Origin of the sequence: Massilia sp. CMS3.1 (assembly GCF_051262535.1) — a bacterium.
In the GTDB taxonomy this organism is placed as follows: domain Bacteria; phylum Pseudomonadota; class Gammaproteobacteria; order Burkholderiales; family Burkholderiaceae_D; genus Telluria.
Genome location: NZ_JBIMES010000005.1, coordinates 276,820 through 301,333 on the forward strand (window position 1 = coordinate 276,820; position 24,514 = coordinate 301,333).

Annotated in this window: 28 protein-coding genes; 11 read left to right on the forward strand and 17 right to left on the reverse strand. The window is 62.1% G+C overall.

Annotated elements, in window-relative coordinates:
* The first annotated feature begins 1 nt into the window (after position 1).
* Genes aat through ACHAC9_RS10805 form a run of 4 tightly spaced genes read left to right on the forward strand, consistent with a single transcriptional unit; the run spans position 2 to position 3,646 of the window.
* On the forward strand, positions 2-718 hold the full coding sequence (gene aat, locus ACHAC9_RS10790; RefSeq protein ID WP_435759956.1) for a leucyl/phenylalanyl-tRNA--protein transferase: 717 nt from the start codon (positions 2-4) through the stop codon (positions 716-718).
* Positions 719-774: 56 nt separating this feature from the next.
* Complete coding sequence (locus tag ACHAC9_RS10795) at positions 775-1,503, forward strand: arginyltransferase (RefSeq protein WP_435759958.1); 729 nt, start codon at positions 775-777, stop codon at positions 1,501-1,503.
* Between the two features lie 51 nt (positions 1,504-1,554).
* The gene (locus ACHAC9_RS10800; protein WP_435759960.1) at positions 1,555-2,589 is read left to right on the forward strand and encodes a quinone-dependent dihydroorotate dehydrogenase; all 1,035 of its coding nucleotides are present in this window, start codon (positions 1,555-1,557) and stop codon (positions 2,587-2,589) included.
* A gap of 10 nt (positions 2,590-2,599) precedes the next feature.
* Positions 2,600-3,646 carry an aldo/keto reductase gene (locus ACHAC9_RS10805; RefSeq protein ID WP_435759962.1) on the forward strand — a complete coding sequence of 349 codons (1,047 nt, stop codon included), beginning with the start codon at positions 2,600-2,602 and terminating at the stop codon, positions 3,644-3,646.
* A gap of 12 nt (positions 3,647-3,658) precedes the next feature.
* Here the strand turns inward: ACHAC9_RS10805 and ACHAC9_RS10810 are convergent, their stop codons facing one another.
* From ACHAC9_RS10810 to ACHAC9_RS10840, 7 genes are all read right to left on the reverse strand, one after another.
* Entirely contained in the window at positions 3,659-4,597 is a 939-nt protein-coding gene (locus tag ACHAC9_RS10810; protein ID WP_435759964.1) for a CysB family HTH-type transcriptional regulator, read from the reverse strand.
* Positions 4,594-5,667: a sulfate/molybdate ABC transporter ATP-binding protein gene (locus tag ACHAC9_RS10815; RefSeq protein ID WP_435759966.1), complete on the reverse strand. Its 1,074-nt coding sequence runs from the start codon at positions 5,665-5,667 to the stop codon at positions 4,594-4,596. The genes ACHAC9_RS10810 and ACHAC9_RS10815 overlap by 4 nt, the downstream gene beginning before the upstream one ends.
* The gene (gene cysW, locus ACHAC9_RS10820; RefSeq protein WP_435759968.1) at positions 5,664-6,584 is read right to left on the reverse strand and encodes a sulfate ABC transporter permease subunit CysW; all 921 of its coding nucleotides are present in this window, start codon (positions 6,582-6,584) and stop codon (positions 5,664-5,666) included. The genes ACHAC9_RS10815 and cysW overlap by 4 nt, the downstream gene beginning before the upstream one ends.
* On the reverse strand, positions 6,581-7,423 hold the full coding sequence (cysT, locus tag ACHAC9_RS10825) for a sulfate ABC transporter permease subunit CysT (RefSeq protein WP_435759969.1): 843 nt from the start codon (positions 7,421-7,423) through the stop codon (positions 6,581-6,583). Before cysT ends, cysW begins: the two co-directional genes overlap by 4 nt.
* A 135-nt stretch (positions 7,424-7,558) precedes the next feature.
* Positions 7,559-8,332 (reverse strand): sulfite exporter TauE/SafE family protein, encoded by a 774-nt coding sequence (locus ACHAC9_RS10830; RefSeq protein WP_435759970.1) that lies wholly within the window; start codon positions 8,330-8,332, stop codon positions 7,559-7,561.
* A gap of 105 nt (positions 8,333-8,437) precedes the next feature.
* On the reverse strand, positions 8,438-9,076 hold the full coding sequence (locus tag ACHAC9_RS10835; protein ID WP_435759971.1) for a peroxiredoxin: 639 nt from the start codon (positions 9,074-9,076) through the stop codon (positions 8,438-8,440).
* 102 nt (positions 9,077-9,178) lie between these two features.
* Complete coding sequence (locus ACHAC9_RS10840; RefSeq protein ID WP_435759972.1) at positions 9,179-9,565, reverse strand: diacylglycerol kinase; 387 nt, start codon at positions 9,563-9,565, stop codon at positions 9,179-9,181.
* A 156-nt stretch (positions 9,566-9,721) separates the two neighbouring features.
* Here ACHAC9_RS10840 and ACHAC9_RS10845 point away from each other — a divergent pair, with 156 nt between their 5' ends.
* Positions 9,722-10,507 (forward strand): IclR family transcriptional regulator, encoded by a 786-nt coding sequence (locus ACHAC9_RS10845; protein ID WP_435759973.1) that lies wholly within the window; start codon positions 9,722-9,724, stop codon positions 10,505-10,507.
* Positions 10,508-10,565: 58 nt separating this feature from the next.
* Here the strand turns inward: ACHAC9_RS10845 and ACHAC9_RS10850 are convergent, their stop codons facing one another.
* The 3 genes from ACHAC9_RS10850 to ACHAC9_RS10860 form a co-directional block, all read right to left on the reverse strand.
* The gene (locus tag ACHAC9_RS10850; RefSeq protein WP_435759974.1) at positions 10,566-11,756 is read right to left on the reverse strand and encodes a serine hydrolase; all 1,191 of its coding nucleotides are present in this window, start codon (positions 11,754-11,756) and stop codon (positions 10,566-10,568) included.
* Positions 11,757-11,937: 181 nt separating this feature from the next.
* On the reverse strand, positions 11,938-12,633 hold the full coding sequence (locus ACHAC9_RS10855; protein WP_435759976.1) for a nitroreductase: 696 nt from the start codon (positions 12,631-12,633) through the stop codon (positions 11,938-11,940).
* Positions 12,630-13,541, reverse strand: coding sequence for a DMT family transporter (locus ACHAC9_RS10860; RefSeq protein WP_435759977.1), 912 nt, complete (start codon positions 13,539-13,541; stop codon positions 12,630-12,632). Before ACHAC9_RS10860 ends, ACHAC9_RS10855 begins: the two co-directional genes overlap by 4 nt.
* A gap of 320 nt (positions 13,542-13,861) precedes the next feature.
* Between ACHAC9_RS10860 and phaP the strand changes: the two genes are divergently transcribed.
* On the forward strand, positions 13,862-14,440 hold the full coding sequence (phaP, locus tag ACHAC9_RS10865; RefSeq protein ID WP_435759978.1) for a TIGR01841 family phasin: 579 nt from the start codon (positions 13,862-13,864) through the stop codon (positions 14,438-14,440).
* A 98-nt stretch (positions 14,441-14,538) separates the two neighbouring features.
* Here phaP and ACHAC9_RS10870 read toward each other — a convergent pair whose 3' ends face one another.
* The 6 genes from ACHAC9_RS10870 to ACHAC9_RS10895 all read right to left on the reverse strand — a co-directional run bounded on the left by ACHAC9_RS10870 (position 14,539) and on the right by ACHAC9_RS10895 (position 19,799).
* Positions 14,539-15,261 (reverse strand): ABC transporter ATP-binding protein, encoded by a 723-nt coding sequence (locus tag ACHAC9_RS10870; RefSeq protein WP_435759979.1) that lies wholly within the window; start codon positions 15,259-15,261, stop codon positions 14,539-14,541.
* On the reverse strand, positions 15,261-16,031 hold the full coding sequence (locus tag ACHAC9_RS10875; RefSeq protein WP_435759981.1) for an ABC transporter ATP-binding protein: 771 nt from the start codon (positions 16,029-16,031) through the stop codon (positions 15,261-15,263). The genes ACHAC9_RS10870 and ACHAC9_RS10875 overlap by 1 nt, the downstream gene beginning before the upstream one ends.
* The gene (locus tag ACHAC9_RS10880) at positions 16,028-17,239 is read right to left on the reverse strand and encodes an ABC transporter permease subunit (RefSeq protein WP_435759982.1); all 1,212 of its coding nucleotides are present in this window, start codon (positions 17,237-17,239) and stop codon (positions 16,028-16,030) included. Before ACHAC9_RS10880 ends, ACHAC9_RS10875 begins: the two co-directional genes overlap by 4 nt.
* A 10-nt stretch (positions 17,240-17,249) precedes the next feature.
* Entirely contained in the window at positions 17,250-18,185 is a 936-nt protein-coding gene (locus ACHAC9_RS10885; RefSeq protein WP_435759983.1) for a branched-chain amino acid ABC transporter permease, read from the reverse strand.
* A 194-nt stretch (positions 18,186-18,379) separates the two neighbouring features.
* The gene (gene ispH, locus ACHAC9_RS10890) at positions 18,380-19,336 is read right to left on the reverse strand and encodes a 4-hydroxy-3-methylbut-2-enyl diphosphate reductase (RefSeq protein ID WP_435759985.1); all 957 of its coding nucleotides are present in this window, start codon (positions 19,334-19,336) and stop codon (positions 18,380-18,382) included.
* A 10-nt stretch (positions 19,337-19,346) separates the two neighbouring features.
* Positions 19,347-19,799, reverse strand: coding sequence for an FKBP-type peptidyl-prolyl cis-trans isomerase (locus ACHAC9_RS10895; RefSeq protein ID WP_435759986.1), 453 nt, complete (start codon positions 19,797-19,799; stop codon positions 19,347-19,349).
* Positions 19,800-20,028: 229 nt separating this feature from the next.
* On the opposite strand from ACHAC9_RS10895, the gene ACHAC9_RS10900 reads away from it, so the two are divergent.
* The 5 genes from ACHAC9_RS10900 to ACHAC9_RS10920 all read left to right on the forward strand — a co-directional run bounded on the left by ACHAC9_RS10900 (position 20,029) and on the right by ACHAC9_RS10920 (position 23,080).
* On the forward strand, positions 20,029-20,511 hold the full coding sequence (locus tag ACHAC9_RS10900; protein WP_435759987.1) for an RDD family protein: 483 nt from the start codon (positions 20,029-20,031) through the stop codon (positions 20,509-20,511).
* A 109-nt stretch (positions 20,512-20,620) separates the two neighbouring features.
* A complete protein-coding gene (radC, locus tag ACHAC9_RS10905; RefSeq protein ID WP_435759989.1) occupies positions 20,621-21,292 on the forward strand; it encodes a RadC family protein in 672 nt (223 codons plus the stop codon).
* A 177-nt stretch (positions 21,293-21,469) separates the two neighbouring features.
* Positions 21,470-21,706 carry a 50S ribosomal protein L28 gene (rpmB, locus tag ACHAC9_RS10910; protein WP_435759990.1) on the forward strand — a complete coding sequence of 79 codons (237 nt, stop codon included), beginning with the start codon at positions 21,470-21,472 and terminating at the stop codon, positions 21,704-21,706.
* Positions 21,707-21,716: 10 nt separating this feature from the next.
* Complete coding sequence (rpmG, locus tag ACHAC9_RS10915; protein WP_182991897.1) at positions 21,717-21,887, forward strand: 50S ribosomal protein L33; 171 nt, start codon at positions 21,717-21,719, stop codon at positions 21,885-21,887.
* Between the two features lie 143 nt (positions 21,888-22,030).
* On the forward strand, positions 22,031-23,080 hold the full coding sequence (locus ACHAC9_RS10920; protein ID WP_435759992.1) for a lysozyme inhibitor LprI family protein: 1,050 nt from the start codon (positions 22,031-22,033) through the stop codon (positions 23,078-23,080).
* A gap of 59 nt (positions 23,081-23,139) precedes the next feature.
* On the opposite strand, the gene ACHAC9_RS10925 is transcribed toward ACHAC9_RS10920, so the two are convergent.
* Positions 23,140-24,348, reverse strand: coding sequence for a DesA family fatty acid desaturase (locus tag ACHAC9_RS10925; protein WP_435759993.1), 1,209 nt, complete (start codon positions 24,346-24,348; stop codon positions 23,140-23,142).
* Between the last annotated feature and the right edge of the window lie 166 nt (positions 24,349-24,514).

Consider the following 24,514-nt stretch of genomic DNA (forward strand, 5'->3'; position numbering starts at 1 on the left):
CATGATTCCCTGGCTTGACGCGCATACGCCGTTTCCCGACGTATCCGAGGCGCTGACGATCGACGCGCCCGGCCTGCTCGCGGCCGGCGCCGACCTGTCGCCGCAGCGCTTGCTGCTCGCCTATCAGCACGGCATCTTCCCCTGGTTTTCCGAAGGTCAACCGATCCTCTGGTGGAGCACCGACCCGCGCATGGTCCTCTACACCGACGACTTCAAGGTCAGCGACAGCCTGAAGAAGACCCTGCGCCGCGTCGAAGGCAGCCGCACGGGCGGCGGGCGCTGGCAGGTCGCCTTCGACAAGGATTTCGAGGCCGTGATGCGCGCCTGCGCGGCGCCGCGCAAGGATGGCCCGGGCACCTGGATTTCCGAGGACATCATCGATGGCTATACGGGATTGCACGCGCTCGGCTACGCGCACTCGGCCGAAGTCTGGTTTGACGGCGAACTGGTCGGCGGCGCTTACGGCGTGTGCATCGGGCACATGTTCTATGGCGAGTCGATGTTCGCGCGTGTGTCCGACGCCTCGAAGGTGGCGCTGGCCTATCTGGTCGCTTTCCTGCGCACGAACGGCGTGCGCATGGTCGATTGCCAACAGGAAACGGGGCACCTGGCCTCGCTCGGCGCGGCGCCGATTTCGCGCTCAGTCTTCCTGCAACACCTGCGCGCGGCGATTCGCCAGCCGGCGATCGGTCCGTGGCGACCGGTGGCACCGTTTTAACTGTGCGCGCCCACCGCTTTCGTTAGAATAGATCCATCACGTCCCGAGAGCTCTGCATGACGCACCTTAATGACCTGCCCTTCTCCACGCTGCAGTTCTATACGACTGCACCGTACCCGTGCAGCTATCTCGACGCACGCCAGGCGCGCTCGCAGGTCGCCACGCCCTCGCACCTGATCAACGCGGACGTGTATTCCGAACTGGTGAAGAACGGCTTTCGCCGCAGCGGCATTTTTACCTACCGTCCATATTGCGACGGCTGCCAGGCCTGCATTCCGGTGCGCGTGCGCTGCGCCGAGTTCGCACCGAACCGCACCCAGCGCCGCGCCTGGAAGCGCCATGGCGACCTCAGCGCCATGGTCGCCAACCTCTCGTTTTCGGACGAACACTATGCGCTCTACCTGCGCTACCAGACCACGCGCCATGTCGGCGGCGGCATGGACCAGGACAGCCGCGACCAGTACGCCCAGTTCCTGCTGCAAAGCCGGGTCAACACGCGCCTGGTCGAATTTCGCGAGCCCGACGGCCTGCTGCGCATGGTGTCGATCATCGACGTCCTGTCGGACGGCCTGTCTTCCGTGTATACCTTCTTCGATCCGGATCTGCCCGGCGCCTCCTTCGGCACCTATAACGTGATGTGGCAGGTGGCCCAGGCGCACGAACTTGGCCTGCCCTTCGTCTACCTCGGCTACTGGATTGAGCAAAGTCCGAAGATGGCCTACAAGATCAACTTCCGGCCGCTGGAAGCGCGCATTGGCGGCAACTGGGGCATCCTCGACCGCTAACATTGGACGCTGCGCACGGTACAATTGGGGGACCCCATTTTCGAGCGCTCCATGTCCCAAAAACTCCTGTACACCCTCGCCCGTCCCCTGCTCTTCACGCTGCCTGCGGAAACCGCGCATAACCTGACCCTGCCAGCCCTGCGCAGTGCCGCCCGTGGCGCTTCCGGCTTGTTCAGGAAACCGGCGCCCGACCCGCGCACCGTCATGGGCATCAGCTTCCCGAACCCGGTGGGCCTGGCCGCGGGCCTGGACAAGGATGGCGCGTATATCGACGGCCTGGCAGCGCTGGGTTTCGGTTCGATCGAGATCGGCACCGTGACGCCGCGCGCCCAGGAAGGCAATCCGAAACCGCGCATGTTCCGCATCCCGGCCGCGCAAGGCATCATCAACCGCATGGGTTTCAATAACCGCGGCGTCGACGCCTTTGTCGCCAATGTGCAGGCGTCGCGGTTTTATCAGGAACAACAGGGGGTGCTCGGCCTGAACATCGGCAAGAACGCCACCACGCCGATCGAACGCGCCGCCGACGACTACCTGGAATGCCTGCGCAAGGTCTACCCGTACGCGAGCTATGTCACGGTCAATATCTCGTCGCCGAACACCGCGAACCTGCGCCAGTTGCAGGGTGCCTCGGAACTGGACGCCCTGCTCTCGCAACTAAAGGCCGAGCAGACCCGTCTCGCGGACGATTACGGCCGCTACGTGCCACTGGCCCTGAAAATCGCGCCGGACATCGACGCCGAACAGATCCGCGACATCGCCGGCGCCCTCCTGCGTCACAAGATCGACGGCGTCATCGCCACGAATACGACGCTGAACCGGCGCGGCGTCGAGCGCTTCCGCCATGGCATGGAGACGGGCGGCGTCTCGGGCGCGCCTGTGTTCGACCTGTCGAACATCGTGATCCGTGCGATGAAGAAGGAACTCGGCGACGCGATCCCGATCATCGGCGTCGGCGGTATCCTGTCGGGCAGCGACGCGCAGGAAAAGATCGCAGCCGGCGCCCAGCTGGTGCAGTTGTACAGTGGCCTGATCTACCGTGGCCCATCGCTCGTGCGCGAGTGCGCCGATGCACTGAAAGCCTGAGGAAACGCACATGGAACGCACACGACTTGGACGCAGCGATTTACTGGTGTCGAAGGTCTGCCTCGGCACGATGACCTTTGGCGAGCAGAATACGGAAGGCGACGCCCACCGCCAGCTCGACTATGCGCTCGATCGCGGCATCAATTTCATCGATACCGCTGAAATGTATCCGGTGATGGGCCGCGCGGAAACGCAGGGGTCGACCGAGCGCTTCATCGGCAGCTGGCTGACATCACGCGGCCGCCGCGACGACCTGATCATCGCCTCGAAAATCGCCGGACCGAATGCGAGCATGGGGTGGATCCGGGGCGCATCGCACGACCTGGATGCGGCCAACATCCGCGCCGCCGTCGAGACCAGCCTGCAGCGCCTGCAGACGGACTATATCGACCTGTACCAGATCCACTGGCCGAGCCGCAACCTGCCGATCTTTGGCGCCAACAGTTTTAATCCGAAGCGCGAGCGCAGCAGCGTGCCGATCGAGGAGACGCTGGGGGCGCTGGGCGAACTGGTCACGGCCGGCAAGATCCGCGCAATCGGCGTGTCGAACGAAAGCAGCTGGGGCGTGTGCGAATACGTGAAGCTGGCCGAGACGCGCGGCCTGCCGCGCATCGCCACGATCCAGAACCTGTACAACCTGACGGCGCGTGGGTTCGAGACGGCGCTGCTCGATGAGACCTGCTTTCGCAGCGAGGTCAGCCTGCTGGCCTACAGCCCTCTCGCCTTCGGGCAGCTCACAAGCAAATACCTGGACAACCCGAAGGCGCACGGGCGGCTGACGGTCTTTCCGGAGAACTGGAGCCCGCGTTATGTGCGGCCCGCGGTGCTGGCGGCCACAAGCGAATACGCGGCGCTGGCGCGCTCGAATGGGATGACACCTGCGCAGATGGCGCTGGCCTGGTGTTATTCGCGCTGGTTCGTGGGCTCGACCATTATTGGGGCGACGACGCTTGAGCAGTTGAAGGAGAATATCGACGCGGCTGAGGTCACGTTATCCGCTGAGGTGGTGAAGGCGATCGAAGCGATTCATGCGCGGATCACGAATCCGGGGCAGTAAAGCGCCTGTGGATTAAATCGCCACTGCCTCATCCGCCTGCAAGGACCGCTCGATATCCGAGCGCGTCACCCCCGGTGCGAAGCGTTCAATAAAATGATACGCATACGCCCGCAAATACGCTCCGCGCCGCACCGCCAGGCGCGTCACGTTCGGCGCAAACAGGTGCGACGATTCGATCGCCCGTAGACCCTTGTCGCGGCCATGGTCGAAGGCCATCGAGGCAATGATGCCCACACCCATCCCGAGCGACACATACTGCTTGATGACGTCCGAATCCATGGCCGTCAAGACCATGTCCGGCGCCAACCCGGCCTTGCTGAAGGCATCGTCGATGTGGCTGCGGCCCGTGTACCCGACGTCGTAGGTGATCAAGGGATGCTCGGCCAGGTCTTCCAGGCGCAGCGGGGTTTTACCCAGCAGCGGGTGCCCGTCCGGCGCCACCACCACGTGGCTCCAGCGGTAGCAGGGGAAGGAGACCAGGTCCGGGAAAGTAGATAGCCCTTCGGTGGCGATGCCGATGTCGGCCCGCCCCGACAGCACGTATTCAGCGATGTGTTCGGGCGCGCTTTGCTGCAGGGCGATGCGCACGTTCGGGAAGGCGTTGCGGAAGGATTGCACCACCTGCGGCAGCGCATAGCGCGCCTGGGTGTGGGTCACGGCAATGGTCAGCGTACCGCTGTCGTGGGCCGAATACTCCTGGCTGGCCTGCGCCAGGTTTTCCGCTTCCACCAGCAGGCGCTCGACAATCTTGAGGATGCCTTTGCCCGGCGCGGTGAGGCCGGTCAGGCGCTTGCCGTTGCGTTCGAAAATGACGACCCCGAGTTCGTCCTCGAGTTCGCGGATCTGGCGCGACACGCCCGGCTGCGACGTAAACAGGGCGGTGGCCACATCGGTCAGATTGAAATTGCGGCGCGCAGCCTCGCGCACAGAGCGCAGCTGCTGGAAGTTCATATGCCGCCGCCTTCGTCAACGAACACCTGGATCTGGCGCGGGCGCACGAGCAGGGTTTCGCCTTCTTTCAGGCCGAGACCGGCGAAGCGCTCGTTCGGAATCACCGCTTCGATCAGTTGCGCGTTGTCGGCACGCTCGAGATCGAGCTGGGCCAGCGGGCCGATCGCATGCGCGCGCCGCAGTGTCACGACAATGCCCGGCTGCCCAGGCGTATAGCGCTCGACATCGAGGTCGTGTGGACGCACGTAGCCAATGCCGTCGGCATTCTGGACCGCGCTGTGGCCGGGCGCGTCGAACAGCGCGTCGCCGCTGGCTAGCACGCCGTCGTGCACCCGCCCGTGGAACAGGTTAACGTTGCCGAGGAAGCTGTAGACGAAGGGCGACGCAGGCGCGTTGTACACGCTTTCGGGCGTGCCGAGCTGCTCGATGCGGCCCTTGTTCATGACCACTACCTGGTCTGCCACTTCCAGCGCTTCTTCCTGGTCGTGGGTGACAAAGATGGAGGTGACGTGCAGGTCGTCGTGCAGGCGGCGCAGCCAGCGGCGCAATTCCTTGCGCACCTTGGCATCGAGGGCGCCGAACGGTTCGTCAAGCAGCAGCACGCGCGGCTCCACCGCCAGGGCGCGTGCCAGCGCGATACGCTGGCGCTGGCCACCCGAGAGCTGCGGCGGAAAACGGTCGGCGATCCAGTCGAGCTGCACAAGTTCCAGCAGTTGCTTGACCTTGTCGCGGATCTGCTGTTCGCTTGGGCGCTCGCGGCGCGGACGCACGCGCAGGCCAAACGCCACATTCTCGAACACCGTCATGTGCTTGAACAGCGCGTAGTGCTGGAACACGAAGCCGACCTGGCGCTCGCGCACGTGGCTGCCCGATGCGTCCTGGCCGTCGAGCAGCACGGAACCGCTGTCTGGATGCTCGAGGCCTGCGATGATGCGCAGCAGCGTGGTTTTGCCGCAGCCGGAAGGGCCGAGCAAGGCGGTCAGCTCGCCGTTGGGGAATTGCAGCGAGACGTCGTCGAGCGCGTTGAACTGGCCGAACTGCTTGCGGATGTGTTGGACTTCGATCGTCATTGCGCGCGCTCCGTGGTACCGGCGTCGTCACGCATGGACAGGTGCAGACGCCATTCGATAAAGGACTTGATGGCCAGCGTCACCAGCGCAAGCAGCGCCAGCAGCGACGCGATCGCGAACGCGGCCGTGAAGTTGTATTCGTTGTAGAGAATTTCGACCTGCAGCGGCATGGTGTTGGTTTCGCCGCGGATATGGCCCGACACCACCGACACCGCACCGAACTCGCCCATCGCCCGCGCATTGCACAGGATGACGCCATACAGCAGGCCCCACTTGATGTTCGGGAGCGTGACGCGACGGAAGGTCTGCCAGCCGGATGCGCCCAGCACCAGCGCCGCTTCTTCTTCCTCGGTGCCCTGCTGCTGCATCAAGGGAATCAGCTCGCGTGCCACAAACGGGAAGGTAATAAAAATCGTCGCCAGCACGATGCCCGGCACGGCGAATAGGATCTTGATGTCGTGTTCCATCAGCCACTCGCCCATCCAGCCCTGGGCGCCGAACAGCAGCACGTAGATCAGGCCGGCAATCACCGGCGAGACCGAGAACGGCAGGTCGATCAGGGTCAGCAGAATACTTTTTCCGCGGAACTCGAACTTGGCGATAGCCCAGGCCGCGGATACGCCGAAGACCAGGTTCAGCGGGACAGCAATGCCGGCTGCGATCAGGGTGAGCTTGATCGCCGAGATCGCGTCGGGGTCGAGGATCGCTTCGACATAGGTATCCCAGCCGCGTTTCAACGCTTCGGTAAAAACGGCCACCAATGGCACGAACAGGAACAGGGTCAGGAACGTGAGTGCGACGCCGATCAGGGTCCAGCGCACCCAGTTGGGCTCGAAGGCATTGGTTTTCACGGGGCGTGTGGCAGGTACAGCGGGGACCAGGGGTTTATCCACGGGTTTATCAAATACCGCGCTCATTTCTTGCCTGCCCTTCTGCGGGTCCAGGCCTGCAACAGGTTAATCGTCAGGAGCAAAATAAAAGAGACGACCAGCATCACGGTTGCAATCGCGGTGGCGCCGGCATAGTCGTACTGCTCCAGTTTGGTGATGATGAACAGGGGCGTGATTTCGGACACCATCGGCAGGTTGCCGGCGATGAAAATCACGGAACCGTACTCGCCGGTGGCGCGCGCAAAGGCCAGCGCAAAGCCGGTCAGCAAGGCCGGGATGATCGTCGGCAGGATCACGCGGAAGAAGGTCTGCAAGGGGCTCGCGCCGAGGCTGGCCGCGGCTTCTTCGAGCTCGCGTTCGGCTTCTTCGAGGACCGGCTGCACCGTGCGCACGACAAACGGCAGGCCGATGAAGGTCAGCGCGACAACGATGCCGAGCGGCGTGAAGGCGACCTTGATGCCGAACTGTTCGAGGTATTTGCCGATCCAGCCATTGTTCGAATACAGGGCGGTCAGCGTGATGCCGGCTACCGCCGTCGGCAAGGCGAACGGCAGGTCGACCAGGGCATCGACAAAACGCTTGCCCGGAAACTTGTAGCGCACCAGCACCCAGGCGACGATGCCGCCGAAGACGACATTCAGGGCGGCGGCAATGAGCGAGGCGCCGAAACTGAGTTTATAGGACGCGACCACGCGGTCGGAGGTGACCGCGGTCCAGAACGCTTCCCAAGTCATGGTAAAGGTTTTCAGGAAGACGGCCGACAGCGGGATCAGCACGATCAGTGCGAGATAAAAGATCGTGAACCCGAGCGACAATCCGAAGCCGGGGATGACCCTGCCTGGCGCGCGCGGCTGAAGTATGTTCATGGAGGCCTTATTACAAATTCTTCTAATGGAATGTAATAATCTCACTTCCAACTCATAAACCAAACGAACCAATCTTCATTTGCATAGATGAATTACGCTATTAGCGTGGTGAACCTGTTAACGCCAGTTCGCTTCTCAGTAGATCAATTTCGCGGCAACACCGGTCAGGGTCAGGGCCAGCAGCGCGCGCAGGAAGCGCTCCGGCACCTTACGGGCGAGCATCGAACCCAGGGTGATGCCAGGCAGCGAGCCGATCAGCAGGCTCACCAGCAGCGTCCAGTCGATCGAACCGAGCCACCAGTGGCCGACTGCGGCGATGGCCGTCAGCGGCACGGCGTAGGCGATGTCGGTCCCGGCCACTTCCGCCGGGGTCAGCTTCGGGTACAGCATCACGAGCAGGGTCGCACCGATGGCACCGGCGCCGATCGAAGAGACGGTGACCAGCACACCCAGGATCGCGCCCGAGACCACGGTGGCCGTGACCAGGCTTCTACCCTGCAGCTGGCGCGACGGCTTGGCGTGGATCCAGTCGAGCATGCGCTTGCGAAACAGCAGCGCGATGACGGTCAGCATGACCGAACCGGCGATCGAATAGCGGATGAGCTGGCCGATTTCCGCATCGAGCGCGCCGAAGTGGCGCAAGCCCAGCGTCGCGACGAATGCAGCCGGCAGCGCGCCGATGCACAGGCGCCGTACGATGGCCCAGTTAACGGTGTCGTTGAAGCGGTGGGTAATGGTGCCGACACCCTTGGTGATCGAGGCGAAAGCGAGATCGGTGCCGACCGCGACGGTGGGCGATACGCCGAACAGCAGCGTCAGGAGTGGCGTCATCAGCGAGCCGCCACCGACGCCGGTCATCCCGACCAGCAGGCCAACCCCGAAACCGGCGGTAATATATGTCATCAGCATGGCCCAAGAGTAAGCCGGGTCAGCCGTGGGACAAAGGATGGGTTTCTTATTTGCTTATGCGTGGAGTGGGAATGGGCTCGAGAGCCCACCCTAACCCAGTCTTGCTTACTTGTTCGGCTGCGGCGTCAGGCGCAAATACGGCCGCGGCGCCGTGAAGCCCTTTGGATACTTTTCTGCGATCACGGCCGGATCCTGCACGGTCAGCGGAATGATCACATCGTCCCCATCCTTCCAGTTGCCGGGCGTGGCCACCGAATAGCCATCGGTCAGCTGCAGCGCATCGATCACGCGCAGCACTTCGTCGAAGTTGCGCCCGGTACTCATCGGGTAGGTAATCGTCAGGCGGATCTTTTTCTTCGGGTCGATCACGAACAGCGAACGCACGGTGGCCGTGGCCGACATTTCGGGGTGGATCATGTCGTACAAGGTAGAGACCGATTTATCGGCGTCGGCGATGATCGGGAAGCCCACCACGGTTTGCTGGGTTTCCTCGATGTCCGCAATCCATTTCCGGTGCTGTTCGGCCGGGTCGACCGAGAGCGCGATCGCCTTGACGTTGCGCTTGTCGAATTCCGGTTTGAGTTTGGCGGTCAGGCCCAGTTCGGTCGTGCACACCGGGGTGAAATCGGCAGGATGCGAAAACAGCACGACCCACGAATCGCCGGCCCACTCGTGAAAGCGAATCTGGCCAATGGTGGAATCCTGCTCGAAGTCGGGTGCGGTGTCGCCGAGGCGTAAGGTCATGGTCATCTCCGGAAGTTGTTTAGGACGGACCGAACGGCGACAAGGATGACGCCGCAGGCCATCCGGCTATTCTGCGGCATTTTGAACAAGCTTGCTGCGTTGTCACATAAACCGGTTATACAGCACGGTGCCCCAGGTAATGGCGGCGAGCAGCACCGTCAGCCCGACCGCAGCGCTGCCGAAGTCCTTGGCATTTTTGGAAAGCGGATGGCGCTCGAGCGAAATGCGATCGACGATCGCCTCGATCGCGGAGTTGATGAGCTCGACGATCAGCACCAGCAGCAGCACGCCGATCAGCGCCAGCTTCTGGAAGCCCGACACCGGCAGCATGAACGCAAAAATGACGCCAAGCACGAAGACCAGCACTTCCTGGCGAAAGGCGTGTTCGATGCGCCAGGCCATGTACAGGCCCTGCACGGTATAGCTCGATGCGGCCAGGATGCGCTTGAAGCCGCCCTTGCTCTTGAATTCGCTGGTCGGTTGTTCCATCATATTTCCAAAAAGACAGGAAGACCTGTCATTATGCCTGTTCCGCGTCACGCACGGAAAGGCTTCGGGGTTAGATGCCAGGCACTAGGGAAATGATCGCCGCTTTTCGCATTATGGTATAAAGTAGGCACGATACTGCACTGCACCAACCACATCATGAAAATCGACACCCTTGAAACGCCCAAGACATCGATCCAGGTGATTGAGCGCATGGTCGCCCTGCTCGACGCACTGGCCACCTATCCGGATCCGGTGAGCCTGAAGGAATTGTCCAAAGTCTCGGGCCTGCATCCCTCCACTGCCCACCGCATCCTCAACGACATGGTCGTGACCCGTTTCGTCGACCGCGTCGAGCCCGGCACGTACCGGCTCGGCATGCGATTGCTGGAACTGGGGAACGTGGTCAAGAGCCGCCTCTCGGTACGCGAAGCGGCGCTCGATTACATGCGCGCCCTGCACAAAAAGACCCAGCAAACGGTCAACCTGTCGGTACGCCAGGGGGACGAAATCGTCTACATCGACCGCGCCTTTTCCGAGCGCTCCGGCATGCAGGTAGTGCGCGCGATCGGCGGACGCGGCCCGCTCCATCTCACCTCGACCGGCAAACTGTTCCTGTCGGTGGACGAGGCCAAGGCAATCCGGGCCTACGCCACGCGCACGGGCCTGGCCGGCCATAACAAGAATTCGATCACCGATTTGTCGAAGCTGGAACGCGAACTGAGCCTGGTGCGCGCGCGCGGCTATGCCCGCGACAACGAAGAGCTGGAACTGGGCGTGCGCTGCATGGCCGCCGGCATCTTTGACGACAGCGGCAAGCTCGTCGCCGGCCTGTCGATCTCGGCGCCGGCCGACCGCCTGCAGGAAGAGTGGCTGGACGACCTGGTACAGACCGCCGGTCAGATTTCATCGACGCTGGGTTTTCGGCCGGTTTCGGTGGCCTGAGCCGAGGTCCGCAACACAAAGAATAACGGCGCCCGCGGGCGCCGTTATCGTTTATCGTTTATCGTTTTTGCAGCACGGTCGCAGCAGAAACAGTAGAGAACGAGTTGTGGGAAGACTCGCCGGCGTTCACCGGGCTCGCCGTCGGCACGGCGATGCCGTCAGGGGTCAGCGCCTCGAGCCAGCGCCGCATGCGGCCGGCGTCGGCGGTGCGCGACATCTTCCCTTTCGAATCGAGGAAGACCATGATCACGTTGCGGCCCTGGATCATCGCCTGCATCACCAGGCAGCGCCCTGCTTCGTTGATGAAGCCGGTCTTTTGCAGGCCGATGTTCCAGTCCGGCAGCGCCACCAGGTAGTTCGTATTGTTGTAACGCATAGGACGGCCGCTGGCCTCGACCACCCAGTTCGGATCGGTCGAATACTGGCGCAGCAGCGGCTTCTGGTGCGCATACGCCACCAGTTTCGCCAGGTCGCGCGCGCTCGAGACGTTCTGGCTCGACAGGCCGCTGGCATCGACATAGCGGGTGTCGTTCATGCCCAGCTCGCGCGCCTTGGCGTTCATCGCGGCGATAAAGGCCTGGGTGCCGCCCGGATAATTGCGCCCCAGCGCCGACGCGGCACGGTTCTCCGAACTCATCAATGCGATGTGCAACAGGTTGCCGCGGGTCATGTGCGCGCCGACCGGCAGGCGCGAACTGCTGTACTTGTGGCGGTCGACGTCGGCGTCCGACACAACCAGGGTCTGGTTCAGGTCGAGGTTTGCTTCGACCACGACCAGGCCTGTCATGAGCTTGGTGATCGAGGCGATCGGCAGCGCGACATTGGCGTTCTTTTCGAACAGCACTTCCGAGGTGTTCTGGTCGAGCACGAGGGCGACGCTGGAACGCAGCGACAGGGCGTCACGTGTCTGGTTCAAGCCGGCCATGTCACCGACCGTGCGTGCTGCGGGGATTGCCAGCACAGCCGGCGCGGCACGGCGTGCCAGATGGTAGGTGACGCGGCGCTTGCCGCGCACGGTCTCGACCCGCCGCACCATGCGCTGGCGGCTATCGCTGGCGATGACGGCTGCCTGGTCGCGCTTGCCCTTGCGTTTTGCCTTCGCCACGACTTTCTTGACCGGCTTTTTCTTGACCGCCTGGCGATTCTGTTTGCTTGAAGTGGCCTGCGCACCAGCCCCGGCGCCAGCGGCCGACACGGGCTCGACAACCAGGAACAAGGACACTAAAACAGACAGCAGGAGCTTCAACATTTCAACTTCCTTTTTACGCGCGAACCGATGAGGCCATTACCAAAGTGTATTCGCCCACAACTCAACTGCAAGCGAATTTACCACCGTTCCCGTCTATTTTGCCGCACTACAACGGGCTGAAGCGTAATGCACGCTGACTGATGTCGCGATCTCCTTCTAATTGTGTAACGGGCGCAACACCTTAATTTACAAAATGTACAAAGGTGGACAAGGGCGCGCGTTCGGTCACCAGCGAATTTTCGATTTTTGCAGGATCGGCCCAGCCCAGTGCCATGCCGCAGACCACTGTTTCATTCGATGGCAGCTGGAGCTGCCCGGCGATGATCCGGTGATACTGGGTGAATGCCGCCTGCGGGCAAGTGTCGAGCCCGCGTCCGCGCGCGGCCACCATGATGTTCTGCAAGAACATGCCGTAGTCGAGCCAGGAACCCTGCTCCATGACGCGGTCAATCGTAAAAATCAGCCCGACGGGCGCATCGAAGAAGCGGAAATTGCGCGCGTGCTGGGCCGCCATGCCGGCCTTGTCATCGCGGGTGAGGCCAAGCAGGCTGTAGAGGTCCCAACCGACTTTCCTGCGGCGGTCGATGAAGGGCGAGACCCATTCGCGTGGGTAGTAGGCATACTCCTCGGTGTGCTGGCGCGATTGATCCGGGTCCGTATGCACCGCCAGGATGGCATCGGACAAAGCGAGACGCGCCTGTCCGGTCAACACATACACTTTCCAGGGCTGGGTATTCGTGCCTGACGGCGCGCGTGCCGCCACCTCCAGGATGCGCTCGATGTCGGCCTGCTCGACCGGTGTGTCGAGGAAGGCGCGAATCGAGCGGCGCGAGGTGATGGCGGCATCGACCGCTTCTTGTTGCCCGTTTGAGATCATGGAAATTCCTTTTTTTTGACGACGAATGCGACGCCGGTAACGGCCACCGCCATGCCCACCAGACCGAGTGCGCTGAGCGACTCGCCGAACATCAGCCAAGCCATGATGGCGGTGGTGGGCGGCGTCAGGTACAACAGGCTGGTCACCTCGGTGGCGTTGCTGCGGCGGATGAGGCTAAAGAGCAGGAAGATGGCGCCGATCGACAGCGCGAATATCGACCACAGCAGCGCGGCAACGAAGTTCGCGTTCCACACTACTTTAGACAATGCCGGGTCCAACTGTTCAAAAAGAATTGCGCATGGCAGCAGCACCGCGACGGTTGCCCCGAACTGGATCACGGTGCCGGTGCGCAGATCGAAACTGGGGCAATACCGGCGCTGGTACATGGTGCCGGCCGTGATCGACACCAGCGCGAACAGGCAATACAGGATGGCGCGCGTCGACAGAGCGGCCATGTCGATCTTGGCTGCCACGACCAGCGCGACGCCACCCAGCCCGAGCAGCAATCCGACCCACTGGCGCGGGCGCACCCGCTCGCCGATCAGGGGCGCGGCGACCGCAGTGAGAATCGGCTGCATCCCGACAATGAGCGCCGACAGGCCGGCCGGCATGCCGATCTTGATGGCGCACCAGACACCGCCCAGATAACCGGCCTGCAGCAGCAATCCCGCAACCGCAACATGTTGGATGCGCCCATGCGGCCAGGGTGCGCGCCAGATCAGCACGATGGGAACGAGCACCAGCAGCACACCAAGGCAGCGCAGGAGGAGGAAGGTCAGCGGTGGTGCATACGGCAGGCCGAACTTGGCCACGATGAAGCCGGTACTCCAGAGGACGACGAAGAACGCCGGCACCAGCCAGCGGTGCTGGACGGTGGATGCGCCTGGGAGTACTGTGGTGTTGGCCATGGTCGTGAAAGTCGGGCGCCGGAATCAGATGCCACATCGCGGATGGCGAATGACGCAATGGCAAGTCTACCATGGGCGGGAAAACGCTTCCGGAGTGCGCTTCGGTCTCCCAATGATGGCAAAAGCGCGATACAAGTTGTCCTAAAGTATTTCTTCCGATGCAAGAATCCAACAATCCGGGCCAGCGTGGTGCAACGCACCAAATTCGCTTGACGTGCTCACGAAAATGGGCAAAACTTCGTTCTGTTGCGGTGCACCATTCGGAACAGCACCGGTTTTAAGCAGCATACCTTCCTATAACGTTTGTTTGGAGATCTCACATGTTTGCAATCCCAGAGCAATTCTCGAATGCCACCAAAGCCAATTTCGAAACCCAATTCGCACTGTTTTCGTCGCTGACCGCGAAAACCTTCGAAAGCATGGAAAAGCTGGTTGAGCTGAACCTCAGCACCGCCCGCGCTGCCATGGCTGACAACTCGAACGCCGCCCGTCGCCTGCTGGCAGCGAAGGACCCGCAAGAGTTCTTCCAGCTGTCGGCTTCCCAGGCTCAGCCTGTCGCCGAGAAAGCCGTCGCCTACAACCGCCAGCTGGCCGCTATCGCCAGCGGCACCGGCGCCGAGTTCTCGAAAGCCGCTGAAGGCCAGATCGTCGAAGCGAACCGCAAGGTCATCGCCCTGGTCGACGAAGTGAGCAAGAACGCCCCTGCCGGTTCGGAGACGTTTGTCGCCGCCGTCAAGACCGCGATGAGCAATGCCAACGCAGGCTACGAGCAGTTCAGCAAGACCACCAAGCAAGCTGTCGAAACCATCGAAAGCAATGTGAACAACGCCGTGTCGCAGTTCTCGCAAGCTGCCGCCAAGGCACCGGGTGCTGCCAACGCCGCTGCCGCTGCTGCTTAAATCCTGACGGCCCGCTTCACGCGGGCTGGAAGAAACGACGGGGCCGCCTGAGAGATCAGGCGGCCCCGTCGACGTTTACGGTGCCCGGCGGTTACCGGCTATTCGCCCAGATACGCCGCCTGCACCCGCGGATCGTTCAGCATCGCATTCGCGTCGCCCGTCATCGTGATCAAGCCCGAATCCATCACATAGCCCCGGTGCGCGGCCTGCAGCGCTAATTTTGCGTTCTGCTCGACCAGCAACATCGTGATGCCCTGCTGGGCCACGTCGCGAATCACCTCGAAAATCTTCTCCACCATGATCGGCGCCAGGCCCATCGATGGCTCATCGAGCAGCAACAGCGTCGGATGGCTCATCAATGCGCGCGCCATGGCCAGCATCTGCTGTTCGCCACCCGACAGGGTCCCGGCGAGCTGGGTCGAACGTTCTTTCAGGCGCGGGAAGACGCTGAACCACTTCTCGATATCAAGCTCGATCGCCGCCTTGTCGTCGCGCGTATACGCGCCCATCAACAGGTTTTCATGGATCGTCATGCGGGTAAAAACGCCCCGCCCTTCCGGCACCATGGCCAGCTTTTGCTGCACCAGGCGGAACGACTGCGTGCCTTGCAGGGGTTTGCCGAGATAGGACATGGTCCCCTCGACCTTGCAAGCCGGCAGGGTGCCGGTGATGGCCTTCAAGGTCGTGGTCTTGCCGGCCCCGTTGGCGCCGATCAGGGTGACCAGTTCGCCCTTGTTGACTTCGAGGTCGATGCCCTTGACTGCCTTGATGCCGCCATACGCGACCTTCAGGCCGGCAATCTTCAGAATGTTTTCGCTCATCAGTGAGCACCTCCCAGGTAGGCCGCGATGACTGCCGGATCCTTCTGGATCTCGGCGGGCACGCCTTCGGCGATGCGCTTGCCGTACTCGAGCACGGTAATCCGGTCGCACAGGCCCATCATCAGTTTGACGTCGTGTTCGATCAGGAGCACGGTCTTGCCGTCGGCCTTGATTTTGACCAGCAGCTCGCGCAGCGCCAGCTTTTCGGTCGCGTTCATGCCGGCCGCCGGTTCGTCCAGCGCCAGCAGTTGCGGATCGGTGGCGAGCGCCCGCGCGATTTCCAGGCGGCGCTGGTCGCCGTAGGACAGGAATTTCGCCGTGCGGTTGCCGAACTGGCCGATGCCGACGAAATCCAGCAATTCCTGCGCCCGGGCACCGATCGATGCTTCCTCGATGCGCGCCGCCTTGTGGCGGAAGATCGCGCCGAATACGCCCTGTTTCGAGCGCACATGGCGCCCGACCATAACGTTTTCCAGCGCCGTCATCTCGCCGAACAGGCGGATGTTCTGGAAGGTGCGCGCAATGCCCGCCTTGGCGACCGCATGCGGCGCCGAGGGCGAATACGGTTTGCCGGCCAGCTCGAAACTGCCGCTGTCGGGCTGGTACAGACCCGTGATGACGTTGAAGAAGGTCGTCTTGCCGGCGCCGTTCGGACCGATCAGGCCGACAATCTGTCCCGGACGGATCTGGATGGCGACATCGGTCAGCGCCTGCAGGCCGCCGAAGCGTTTATTCACGCCCGAAATATTCAGTAAAAATTGTTCGCTCATGCGGCTGCCTCCTTCTCTTCGTCGCGCGCCAGGGCGGCCGTGGGACGGTCTTCCCGGTTCGGCGATGGCCACACGCCGGCCGGGCGCACCAGCATGATGCCCACCAGCGCCAGGCCGTACAGCAGCTGGCGCAGCACTTCGGCTTCGATCACGACTTTGCCGAACATCGCCATCTGGGCCGGCTCGACCACGTGGCGCAGCACTTCAGGCAGGGCCGCCAGCAGCACGCCGCCCAATACCACGCCCGGGATGTGGCCGATACCGCCCAGCACCACCATCGCCAGCACGGCGATCGATTCGGTCAGCGAGAACGATTCCGGCGACACGAAACCCTGGAAGGCGCCGAACATCGCGCCGGCCACGCCGCCGAAGGTGGCGCCCATCGAGAACGCCAGCAGTTTCACGTTGCGCGTGTTGATGCCCATGGCTTTCGCCGCGATTTCGTCTTCGCGGATCGCGACCCATGCGCGGCCCAGGCGCGAATGCTGGAGGCGGCTGGTGATGAAAATGGTGGCGATGCACAGGAACAGGAACAGGAAATAATAGGCGTTTACCGACGGCATGGCGTAGCCGGCGATATAGACCGTCGATTGCGAACCCGCTTCACCGGCCAGCGACACGCCGAAGATGCGGATCGGATCGATCATGTTGATGCCCTGCGGCCCGTTCGTGAAATTGATCGGGTCGTTCAGGTTGTTCATGAAGATGCGGATAATCTCGCCGAAGCCAAGCGTGACGATGGCGAGGTAGTCGCCGCGCAGCTTCAGCGTCGGCGCGCCCAGCAGCGCCCCGAAGAATCCGGCCACGAGACCGGCCAGCGGCACGATCGCCCACACCGACAGGTGGATGCCGTTTTGGGCGATGTCCGGGCCAAACAGGCTGACCAGGGACTCGCCGATCAGCGGGTGGTAATTCACCACCGACTCGAGCAGGGCCGCAAATTGCGGCGAGGAGAACAGCCCGACCATATAGGCGCCGACGGCAAAGAAGGCGATGTAGCCGAGGTCGAGCAGGCCGGCGAAGCCGACCACGATGTTCAGCCCCAGCGCCAGCATGATGTAGAGCAGCGCGATGTCGATGATGCGCACCCACGAGTTGCCGTACTGGGCCGCAAAAAAGGGAAAAGCCAGCATCAGGACCAGCAGCAGGCCCATCGTGGCATAGGCCTGGCGCGGCTTGTGGTGGACGTCGAATGTGAGCAGTGCCATGTCGGCTCCTTTACGCGCGGTCGGCCACGCGCTCGCCCATGATGCCGGACGGACGCAGGGTGAGGACCAGGATCAGCACCACGAAGGCGAAGATGTCCTGGTAATGGCTGCCGAGGAAGCCCCCGGTCAAATCGCCGATATAGCCGGCGCCGAGCGCCTCGATAATGCCCAGCAGCAGGCCGCCGATCATGGCGCCGTAGATATTCCCGATCCCGCCCAGCACCGCGGCGCAGAAGGCCTTCAGGCCCGGCAGCACGCCCATGGTGAAGGTGATCGACGCGTAGTTCGCGCCCCACATCACACCGGCCACCGCGGCCAGCGCGGCGCCGATGGCGAAGGTGGCGACAATCACGCTGTTCGAGTCGACGCCCATCAGGCCGGCCACGCGCGGGTTCTCGGCCACCGCGCGCATTGCACGCCCCATTTTGGTGCGTTCGACCAGCAAAACGAGCCCTACCATGGCCAGCGCGGCGAGCACCAGCAGCAGCACCTGCGTCTGCGAAATCATGGCGCCCCCGATCATGATCGGTTCCGACGACAGCAGTTGCGGGAACGGCAGCGGACTGCGGCCCCAGAAGGGCATGGCCATCACGAAAGTCTGGAGCAGGATCGAGACGCCGATGGCCGTGATCAAGGGGGCCAGGCGCGGCGCGTTGCGCAGGCGGCGGTAGGCGATCCGTTCGATCAGGACATTCACCAGCATCGCCACCGGAATCGCGCCGAGGATGGCGACGGCCAGCTGGACGAAGCCGGGCAAGCCGGGAAAATAGCTTTCCAACAGCTGCAGGATCGACAGGCCGACCATCGCGCCAATCATGAGGACGTCGCCATGGGCGAAGTTGATGAGGTTCAGCACCCCGTAGACCATCGTGTACCCCAGCGCGACCAGTGCATACATACTGCCTAGCACCAGCCCGTTGAGTATTTGCTGGACAAAAGTCTCCATCGTTTCCGCACCTCTTTATTTCGATAACAAAAACGGCACTCCGGGAAACCGAAGTGCCGCTCCTTGGCCTGACTGGCTTCAGTCAGCAAAATAGTTGCCATGACAAAAATTCCGAGCGTCGCCATCATAGCGAGCTTTTTGGAAAACTAACAACGGAATTGTTATCGGCCCTGTGTTATCAAAACATGCAAGACTTATGCCAGCTGGGTCCGGATGCCGTCGAGACCTTTGGGTAGCGGGAAGGTGACATGCTCTTCCACGCCATCGAGCGCACGCACGCTGGCCGCGCCCAGACTTTTGAGGCGGTCGATCACGGCTTGCACCAGCACTTCCGGGGCCGAGGCGCCGGCGGTGACGCCGATGCGTTTCTTGCCGACGATCCAGGCCGGGTCGATGGCGGCGGCGTTATCGACCATGTAGGCCGGCGTGCCCATCTTGTCGGCCACTTCGCGCAGACGGTTCGAGTTCGAGCTGTTCGGGCTGCCGACCACGATCACGACCTCGACCTGCGGCGCCATGAATTTCACCGCTTCCTGGCGGTTGGTGGTGGCGTAGCAGATGTCGCCCTTTTTCGGTTCCATGATGTTCGGGAATCGGCTTTTCAGCGCCGCAATGATCTCGGCGGTGTCGTCGACCGACAGCGTGGTCTGCGACACGTAGGCGAGGTTGTCCGGGTTGGCTACCTGCACCGTCGCCACATCCTGGACCGTTTCGACCAGGTGCATGCCCTGTTCCGCCTGGCCCATCGTGCCTTCGACTTCCGGGTGGCCGTCGTGCCCGATCATGATGATTTCGGCGCCGCCCTTGCGCATCTTCGACACTTCCACGTGTACCTTGGTGACCAGCGGACAGGTCGCGTCGAAAATCTTCAGTCCGCGCGATTCGGCTTCGGCACGTACGGCTTTCGAGACGCCATGGGCCGAAAACACCAGCGTATTGCCGGGCGGGACGTCGTCCAGGTCCTCGATGAAGATCGCGCCTTTATTGCGCAGGTCTTCCACGACATAGGCGTTGTGGACGATCTCGTGGCGCACGTAGATCGGCGCGCCGAACTGCTGCAGGGCGCGTTCGACGATATCGATGGCACGGTCGACGCCGGCGCAAAAGCCGCGCGGCTGGGCTAGCAGAATCTCGTTTTCCACGTTTTCCATAATTTTCCTGTTACAAAACCGAAATCAGTTTCACTTCGAAATGCAGGTGTTGGCCGGCAAGCGGGTGGTTGAAGTCGAACAGCGCGGCGTCGTCGCGCATCTCGCGCAGCATGCCGGCAAAGCGCCCTCCGCCTGGCGCTGCGAAGTCAACCAGGTCGCCCGCCTTGTAGTCGGCGCCGGGCACCGAATTGTCATCGAGCGTCTGCTTCGAGACCAATTGGATCAGTTCCGGATTGCGCTCGCCAAATGCTTCCTGCGCCGTCAGGGTGAAGGTCTTGTGTTCTCCTTCCGTCATGCCGAGCAGCCGCTCTTCGAGGAAAGGCGCGAGCTGGCCCTGGCCCAGCATCAGCGTGGCCGGGTTGGTGCCGAAGGTCGTAACGATGTCGGTGCCGTCCGCGCCGGCAAGGCGGTAGTGCAGCGTCAGGTAAGCGGTTTCGGTGACGACAGGGGAAGCGTTGGACATGTTATTTGTTGTGGCAGGCAAACCGCTATTGTAAAGCCTCGTGCCTGTTCCCGCCTCCGGGCGCTGCTTTTTTTGGCAGCCAGTATTCCTGGAGAAATCAATTTGGTCCTGACTGTCGCGCCCGCGCATCGACATGATGACAAGCCAACAATCGCCCCGCATTGCGTACTGCCCCACATGATGCTACCGTGGCTCGCGGCCGATCCCGCCGTTTTCCTGGAGCCGCCTGGTGATTGATGAAACACAATACGAATACGCAGGCTTCTGGCCGCGTGTCGGCGCCACCCTGATCGATACGATACTGGTGGCCTTTATCACGCTACCACTCTTGACGATGGTGTACGGCAGCGATTACTGGGCAAACGACAGCCTGGCCGTGGGTCCCGCCGACTTCATCATCTCCTGGCTGCTGCCTGCGATCGCCGTGGTCGCTTTCTGGGTGGCGCGCGGCGCGACGCCGGGCAAGATGGCGATCTCGGCCCAGGTGGTCGACGCCCGCACAGGCAACAAGCCCTCCACCGGCCAGTCGATCGGCCGCTATCTTGCTTACTACGTCTCGGCGATCCCGCTCGGCCTTGGCCTGCTGTGGGTCGGCATCGACCCGAAAAAGCAGGGCTGGCACGACAAGCTGGCCGGGACCGCCGTCATCCGGCGCAAGGGAGGCAGCGCGCCGGTCAGTTTCGAACCCTCCACCAAAGAAACATCCTCGTAACAAGGCTGGCTGGTGATGGCAAGAAGATGCAGCACCGGCGCGCCAGATCAGCACCGCATCCACCCGCATGCCCATAATCGGCCCTCCCCTTTGATGACTGTGGAGCCTTATGGGTATCAACGATTGGCCGGAACAGGACCGGCCGCGCGAACGGCTGGCGCGCGAAGGATCGGCCGCCTTGTCGAACGCCGAACTGCTCGCCATTTTCCTGCGCGTCGGCGTACGCGGGCGCAGCGCGGTCCAGCTCGGCAGCCACATGCTCGAGCACTTCGGCTCGCTACAGGCCCTGCTGCATGCGACGCCGCAGGAATTCTCGCAAGTGCATGGTTTGGGACTGGCCAAGTACGCGCAGCTGCAGGCAGTCATGGAATTGTCACGCCGCGCGATTTCCGAACAATTCTTTCGCCATGCGCTGTGTTCGCCCGACGTCGTCAAAACCTATTTGCGCGGCAAGTTCGGCCTGCAAGCCTACGAATCCTTCGTCGTGCTGTTCGTCGATGTCAAGAACCGCCTGATCGACGCCCAGGAAATGTTCAGGGGCACCCTCACCCACACCAGCGTGTACCCGCGTGAAGTCGTGATGGCCGCCCTGCGCCGCAATGCTTCGGGCGTGATGCTTGCGCATAACCATCCGTCCGGGATGGCCGAGCCGAGCGACGCCGACCTGAAGCTCACACGCAGCCTGACGCAAGCGCTGGCCCTGATCGACGTACGCGTGCTCGACCATTTTGTGGTGGCGGGGACACAGGTCCATTCGTTTGCCGAGAACGGCCAGCTTTAGCAAGGTGTTCAGTTAACTACGTCAAAACAAGGCGCTACCCCCCTATTTTACAATTGTTAAATCAATCCACATGATTAAGACACACTTGTTTTTCGCAAGTGGTTGATTCCGTGATGGTTTTCACGCTATACTCTCGTTTTTCCGAATTCGGAAGTTTATCTATCTAAGGAGTGCGCTATGGCACGTGTCTGCCAAGTTACTGGCAAGGGTCCGATGGTTGGCAACAACGTCTCCCACGCAAACAACAAAACGAAACGCCGTTTCCTGCCTAACCTGCAGAACCGTCGCATTTTCGTTGAATCGGAAAATCGCTGGGTCTCGCTGCGTTTGTCGAACGCCGGCCTGCGCGTGATCGACAAGCTGGGCATCGACGTAGTTCTGGTCGACATGCGCGCTCGTGGCATCAAAGTTTAATTAGGGAGCTATCATGGCAAAAACTGGCCGCGACAAAATCAAGCTGGAATCGACCGCAGGTACTGGTCACTTCTACACCACCACCAAGAACAAGCGCACGATGCCGGCGAAGATGGAAATCATCAAGTTCGACCCAAAAGCGCGCAAGCACGTTCCGTACAAGGAAACCAAGATCAAGTAATCGATCCTGGTGCTGTACAAAAAAAGCCGCCCACGCAAGTGCGCGGCTTTTTTGTTTTAGCCGGCCGCTTGTGACAATCGGTGACTTTTTAGCAAGGGCCGGCGCGTATAGTAAAGGGGTTTCGAACCGGACAAACCCCTTCCATGCCTCGCCGCCCTCCTATCCTGCGCCATGCTGCCCTGGCCGTCTTCCTGCTGTGGGCATGCAACACAGGTGCCGCCCAGCCGGCCGTGCATCCCTACCCCAACACCGACGGCTTCGGCGTCGCGTTCTCGAAGGACGAGGACTGGTATGGGCACTGCATGCGCATGGTGAGTCCGCCAGCGCCTCGCGCGCCAGGCACCCCCGGCAAGCTGCGTTGCGATGCAACCGACCTCTATTACCAGAAACGCGACCAGGAGAAGACCTCGAACGCCGAATGGCGCCAGGTGCGCGCCTGCGCTGAGGCAAACGGCAACGACGCCGTCCTGATGATGCTGCATGCAAACGGCTACGGCACGTCGCGCGATCTTGATCGCGCCATCCATCACGCCTGCAAACTCGACACGGCCAAGGCCGAGATGGAAGCGCGCGTCGGCTACCTGGCCGCTCCTGCCGCCACCGACGGCCAGGCTTTCGACCTGTGCGACCACATCACCAGTGGACGCATGGGCGGCGTATGCGCCGCCATCCAGGAAGGACGCGCCGACCGCATCCGCGGCGCACGGCTGGAGCGCCTCGCGGCAAGCCTGCCGGCACCCGCACGCCAGCCATTTGCGCGCCTGCGCGAGGCTGCCGAGGCATTCACCCGGAAGTCGACCGACGAAGTGGACATGAGCGGCAGCGGCGCCGCCGGATTCACATTTCGCCACGCGGGACGGCGCGACGAAGAATTCATGGAAACGCTGCTGAAGGCGGCGGGCGGCAAGCTCCCCCGCGCCAGCGCGTCCGAACTGGCGCAGCTCGATCGTCAATTGAACAGGGAATACCAGAAAGTAATGGCCACCCCGTCCGAACAGGACACCCATCCGCAGCGCATCCACTACCTGACAGTCGAACGTGCGGATGTGCGTAGTACCGAACGTGTCTGGCTCGCTTATCGCGATGCCTGGGAACCATTCATCGCCGCGGCAGGCTGGCGCACCGACTTCACATCGATCAAGGCCGCGCTGACGCGTCAGCGTATCGCGCAGCTCAAGCGGATTCAAAAATGAGAACACCATAAAAAAACGGCTCCCGAAGGAGCCGTCGATCGATCCGCCAAGGCCGGGCCTTATGCGTAGCTGCGCAGCCGCAGCGAGAATTCCTGCAGCGACTTGATGCCCGACGCTTCGGCGCGAACGCACCAGTCCTGCAACTGGTGCAGCAGCTGGTCGCGGGTCGCGTGCGAGCGCTCCCAGATCGCGCCCAGTTCCACGCGCATTTCGTGCATCGTTTCCAGTGCCTTGCTGTGCTTGAAAAGCTCGATCAGCTGTTCTTTCTGCGACAGCTCCAGCTTGGCCGGCTCCTGCTGCAGCAGCTTGCGCGACGACTTCAGGAAACGCTTTTCGAGCTCGGCCTTGTCTTTCAGGTGTTCCAGTTCCTCATGGAAGGCGATTTTCACCGACTTGGCGTATTTCGCCATCACGTCGTAGCGATTCGTGATGACCGACTGCAGCGTGTCATGGTCGGCCACGGTCTTGCCCTTGGCGAACTTCGGCTCCGGTGCGACTTTCTTCACTTTCGCCAGGCCCATCATCTCCAGGGCGCGGATATAGCCCCAGCCCATGTCGATCTCATACCACTTGCTCGACAGCTTGGCCGAGGTGGCGTGGGTGTGGTGGTTGTTATGCAGTTCCTCGCCACCGATCAGGATGCCGAACGGGAAGATGTTGGTTGCAGCATCGGCGCAATCGTAATTGCGGTAGCCCCAGTAGTGGCCCAGGCCATTGATGATGCCGGCCGCGGTCACGGGGATCCACATCATCTGGATCGCCCAGATCGTCAGGCCAATGACGCCGAACAGCGTGAAGTTAATGAACAGCAGCGCGATCACACCAGCCAGGCTGTACTTGCTGTACACGTTGCGCTCGAGCCAGTCGTCTGGCGTGCCATGGCCGTACTTGGCCAGGGTTTCCGCGTTCTTGCTCTCGATCCTGTACAGCTCGGCGCCCTCGAGCAGTACCTTCTTGATACCGCGCGTAACCGGGCTGTGCGGATCTTCCTCGGTATCGCATTTCGCGTGGTGCTTGCGATGGATCGCGGCCCACTCCTTGGTGACCTGGGCCGTGGTCAGCCACAGCCAGAAACGGAAAAAGTGGCTCGGAATGGCGTGCAGCTCCAGCGCGCGGTGCGCCTGGTGACGGTGCAGGTAAATCGTGACACTGGCGATGGTGATGTGGGTAACGATCAACGTGTAGATCACGACTTCCCAGCCGGAAAGGCCAACCAAGCCGGTATTCAGGAATTCCAGTACGGAATGCAGGGTGTTGCTAAAGCTCATCAAGGCTCCAAGGGTAGTTGCTGTCTGAGCGCGCCATCTTCTGGGAGAGGGTCACGTACGGCCGGTCAGGGACCGAGCCGCCAGCAGTATTCTACGCACTTCTCATGACGCACGGCACGATGGACGCAGTAAATTGCGCGAGAGCGCGCACTGTGCGCCACTTCCA

Excerpts from the sequence above, each read along its gene's own strand:
- aat (WP_435759956.1), top strand. The coding sequence starts at position 2 with ATGATTCCCTGGCTTGACGCGCATACGCCGTTTCCCGACGTATCCGAG.
- ACHAC9_RS10795 (WP_435759958.1), top strand. The coding sequence starts at position 775 with ATGACGCACCTTAATGACCTGCCCTTCTCCACGCTGCAGTTCTATACG.
- ACHAC9_RS10800 (WP_435759960.1), top strand. The coding sequence starts at position 1,555 with ATGTCCCAAAAACTCCTGTACACCCTCGCCCGTCCCCTGCTCTTCACG.
- ACHAC9_RS10805 (WP_435759962.1), top strand. The coding sequence starts at position 2,600 with ATGGAACGCACACGACTTGGACGCAGCGATTTACTGGTGTCGAAGGTC.
- ACHAC9_RS10810 (WP_435759964.1), bottom strand. The coding sequence starts at position 4,597 with ATGAACTTCCAGCAGCTGCGCTCTGTGCGCGAGGCTGCGCGCCGCAAT.
- ACHAC9_RS10815 (WP_435759966.1), bottom strand. The coding sequence starts at position 5,667 with ATGACGATCGAAGTCCAACACATCCGCAAGCAGTTCGGCCAGTTCAAC.
- cysW (WP_435759968.1), bottom strand. The coding sequence starts at position 6,584 with ATGAGCGCGGTATTTGATAAACCCGTGGATAAACCCCTGGTCCCCGCT.
- cysT (WP_435759969.1), bottom strand. The coding sequence starts at position 7,423 with ATGAACATACTTCAGCCGCGCGCGCCAGGCAGGGTCATCCCCGGCTTC.
- ACHAC9_RS10830 (WP_435759970.1), bottom strand. The coding sequence starts at position 8,332 with ATGCTGATGACATATATTACCGCCGGTTTCGGGGTTGGCCTGCTGGTC.
- ACHAC9_RS10835 (WP_435759971.1), bottom strand. The coding sequence starts at position 9,076 with ATGACCTTACGCCTCGGCGACACCGCACCCGACTTCGAGCAGGATTCC.
- ACHAC9_RS10840 (WP_435759972.1), bottom strand. The coding sequence starts at position 9,565 with ATGGAACAACCGACCAGCGAATTCAAGAGCAAGGGCGGCTTCAAGCGC.
- ACHAC9_RS10845 (WP_435759973.1), top strand. The coding sequence starts at position 9,722 with ATGAAAATCGACACCCTTGAAACGCCCAAGACATCGATCCAGGTGATT.
- ACHAC9_RS10850 (WP_435759974.1), bottom strand. The coding sequence starts at position 11,756 with ATGTTGAAGCTCCTGCTGTCTGTTTTAGTGTCCTTGTTCCTGGTTGTC.
- ACHAC9_RS10855 (WP_435759976.1), bottom strand. The coding sequence starts at position 12,633 with ATGATCTCAAACGGGCAACAAGAAGCGGTCGATGCCGCCATCACCTCG.
- ACHAC9_RS10860 (WP_435759977.1), bottom strand. The coding sequence starts at position 13,541 with ATGGCCAACACCACAGTACTCCCAGGCGCATCCACCGTCCAGCACCGC.
- phaP (WP_435759978.1), top strand. The coding sequence starts at position 13,862 with ATGTTTGCAATCCCAGAGCAATTCTCGAATGCCACCAAAGCCAATTTC.
- ACHAC9_RS10870 (WP_435759979.1), bottom strand. The coding sequence starts at position 15,261 with ATGAGCGAAAACATTCTGAAGATTGCCGGCCTGAAGGTCGCGTATGGC.
- ACHAC9_RS10875 (WP_435759981.1), bottom strand. The coding sequence starts at position 16,031 with ATGAGCGAACAATTTTTACTGAATATTTCGGGCGTGAATAAACGCTTC.
- ACHAC9_RS10880 (WP_435759982.1), bottom strand. The coding sequence starts at position 17,239 with ATGGCACTGCTCACATTCGACGTCCACCACAAGCCGCGCCAGGCCTAT.
- ACHAC9_RS10885 (WP_435759983.1), bottom strand. The coding sequence starts at position 18,185 with ATGGAGACTTTTGTCCAGCAAATACTCAACGGGCTGGTGCTAGGCAGT.
- ispH (WP_435759985.1), bottom strand. The coding sequence starts at position 19,336 with ATGGAAAACGTGGAAAACGAGATTCTGCTAGCCCAGCCGCGCGGCTTT.
- ACHAC9_RS10895 (WP_435759986.1), bottom strand. The coding sequence starts at position 19,799 with ATGTCCAACGCTTCCCCTGTCGTCACCGAAACCGCTTACCTGACGCTG.
- radC (WP_435759989.1), top strand. The coding sequence starts at position 20,621 with ATGGGTATCAACGATTGGCCGGAACAGGACCGGCCGCGCGAACGGCTG.
- rpmB (WP_435759990.1), top strand. The coding sequence starts at position 21,470 with ATGGCACGTGTCTGCCAAGTTACTGGCAAGGGTCCGATGGTTGGCAAC.
- ACHAC9_RS10920 (WP_435759992.1), top strand. The coding sequence starts at position 22,031 with ATGCCTCGCCGCCCTCCTATCCTGCGCCATGCTGCCCTGGCCGTCTTC.
- ACHAC9_RS10925 (WP_435759993.1), bottom strand. The coding sequence starts at position 24,348 with ATGAGCTTTAGCAACACCCTGCATTCCGTACTGGAATTCCTGAATACC.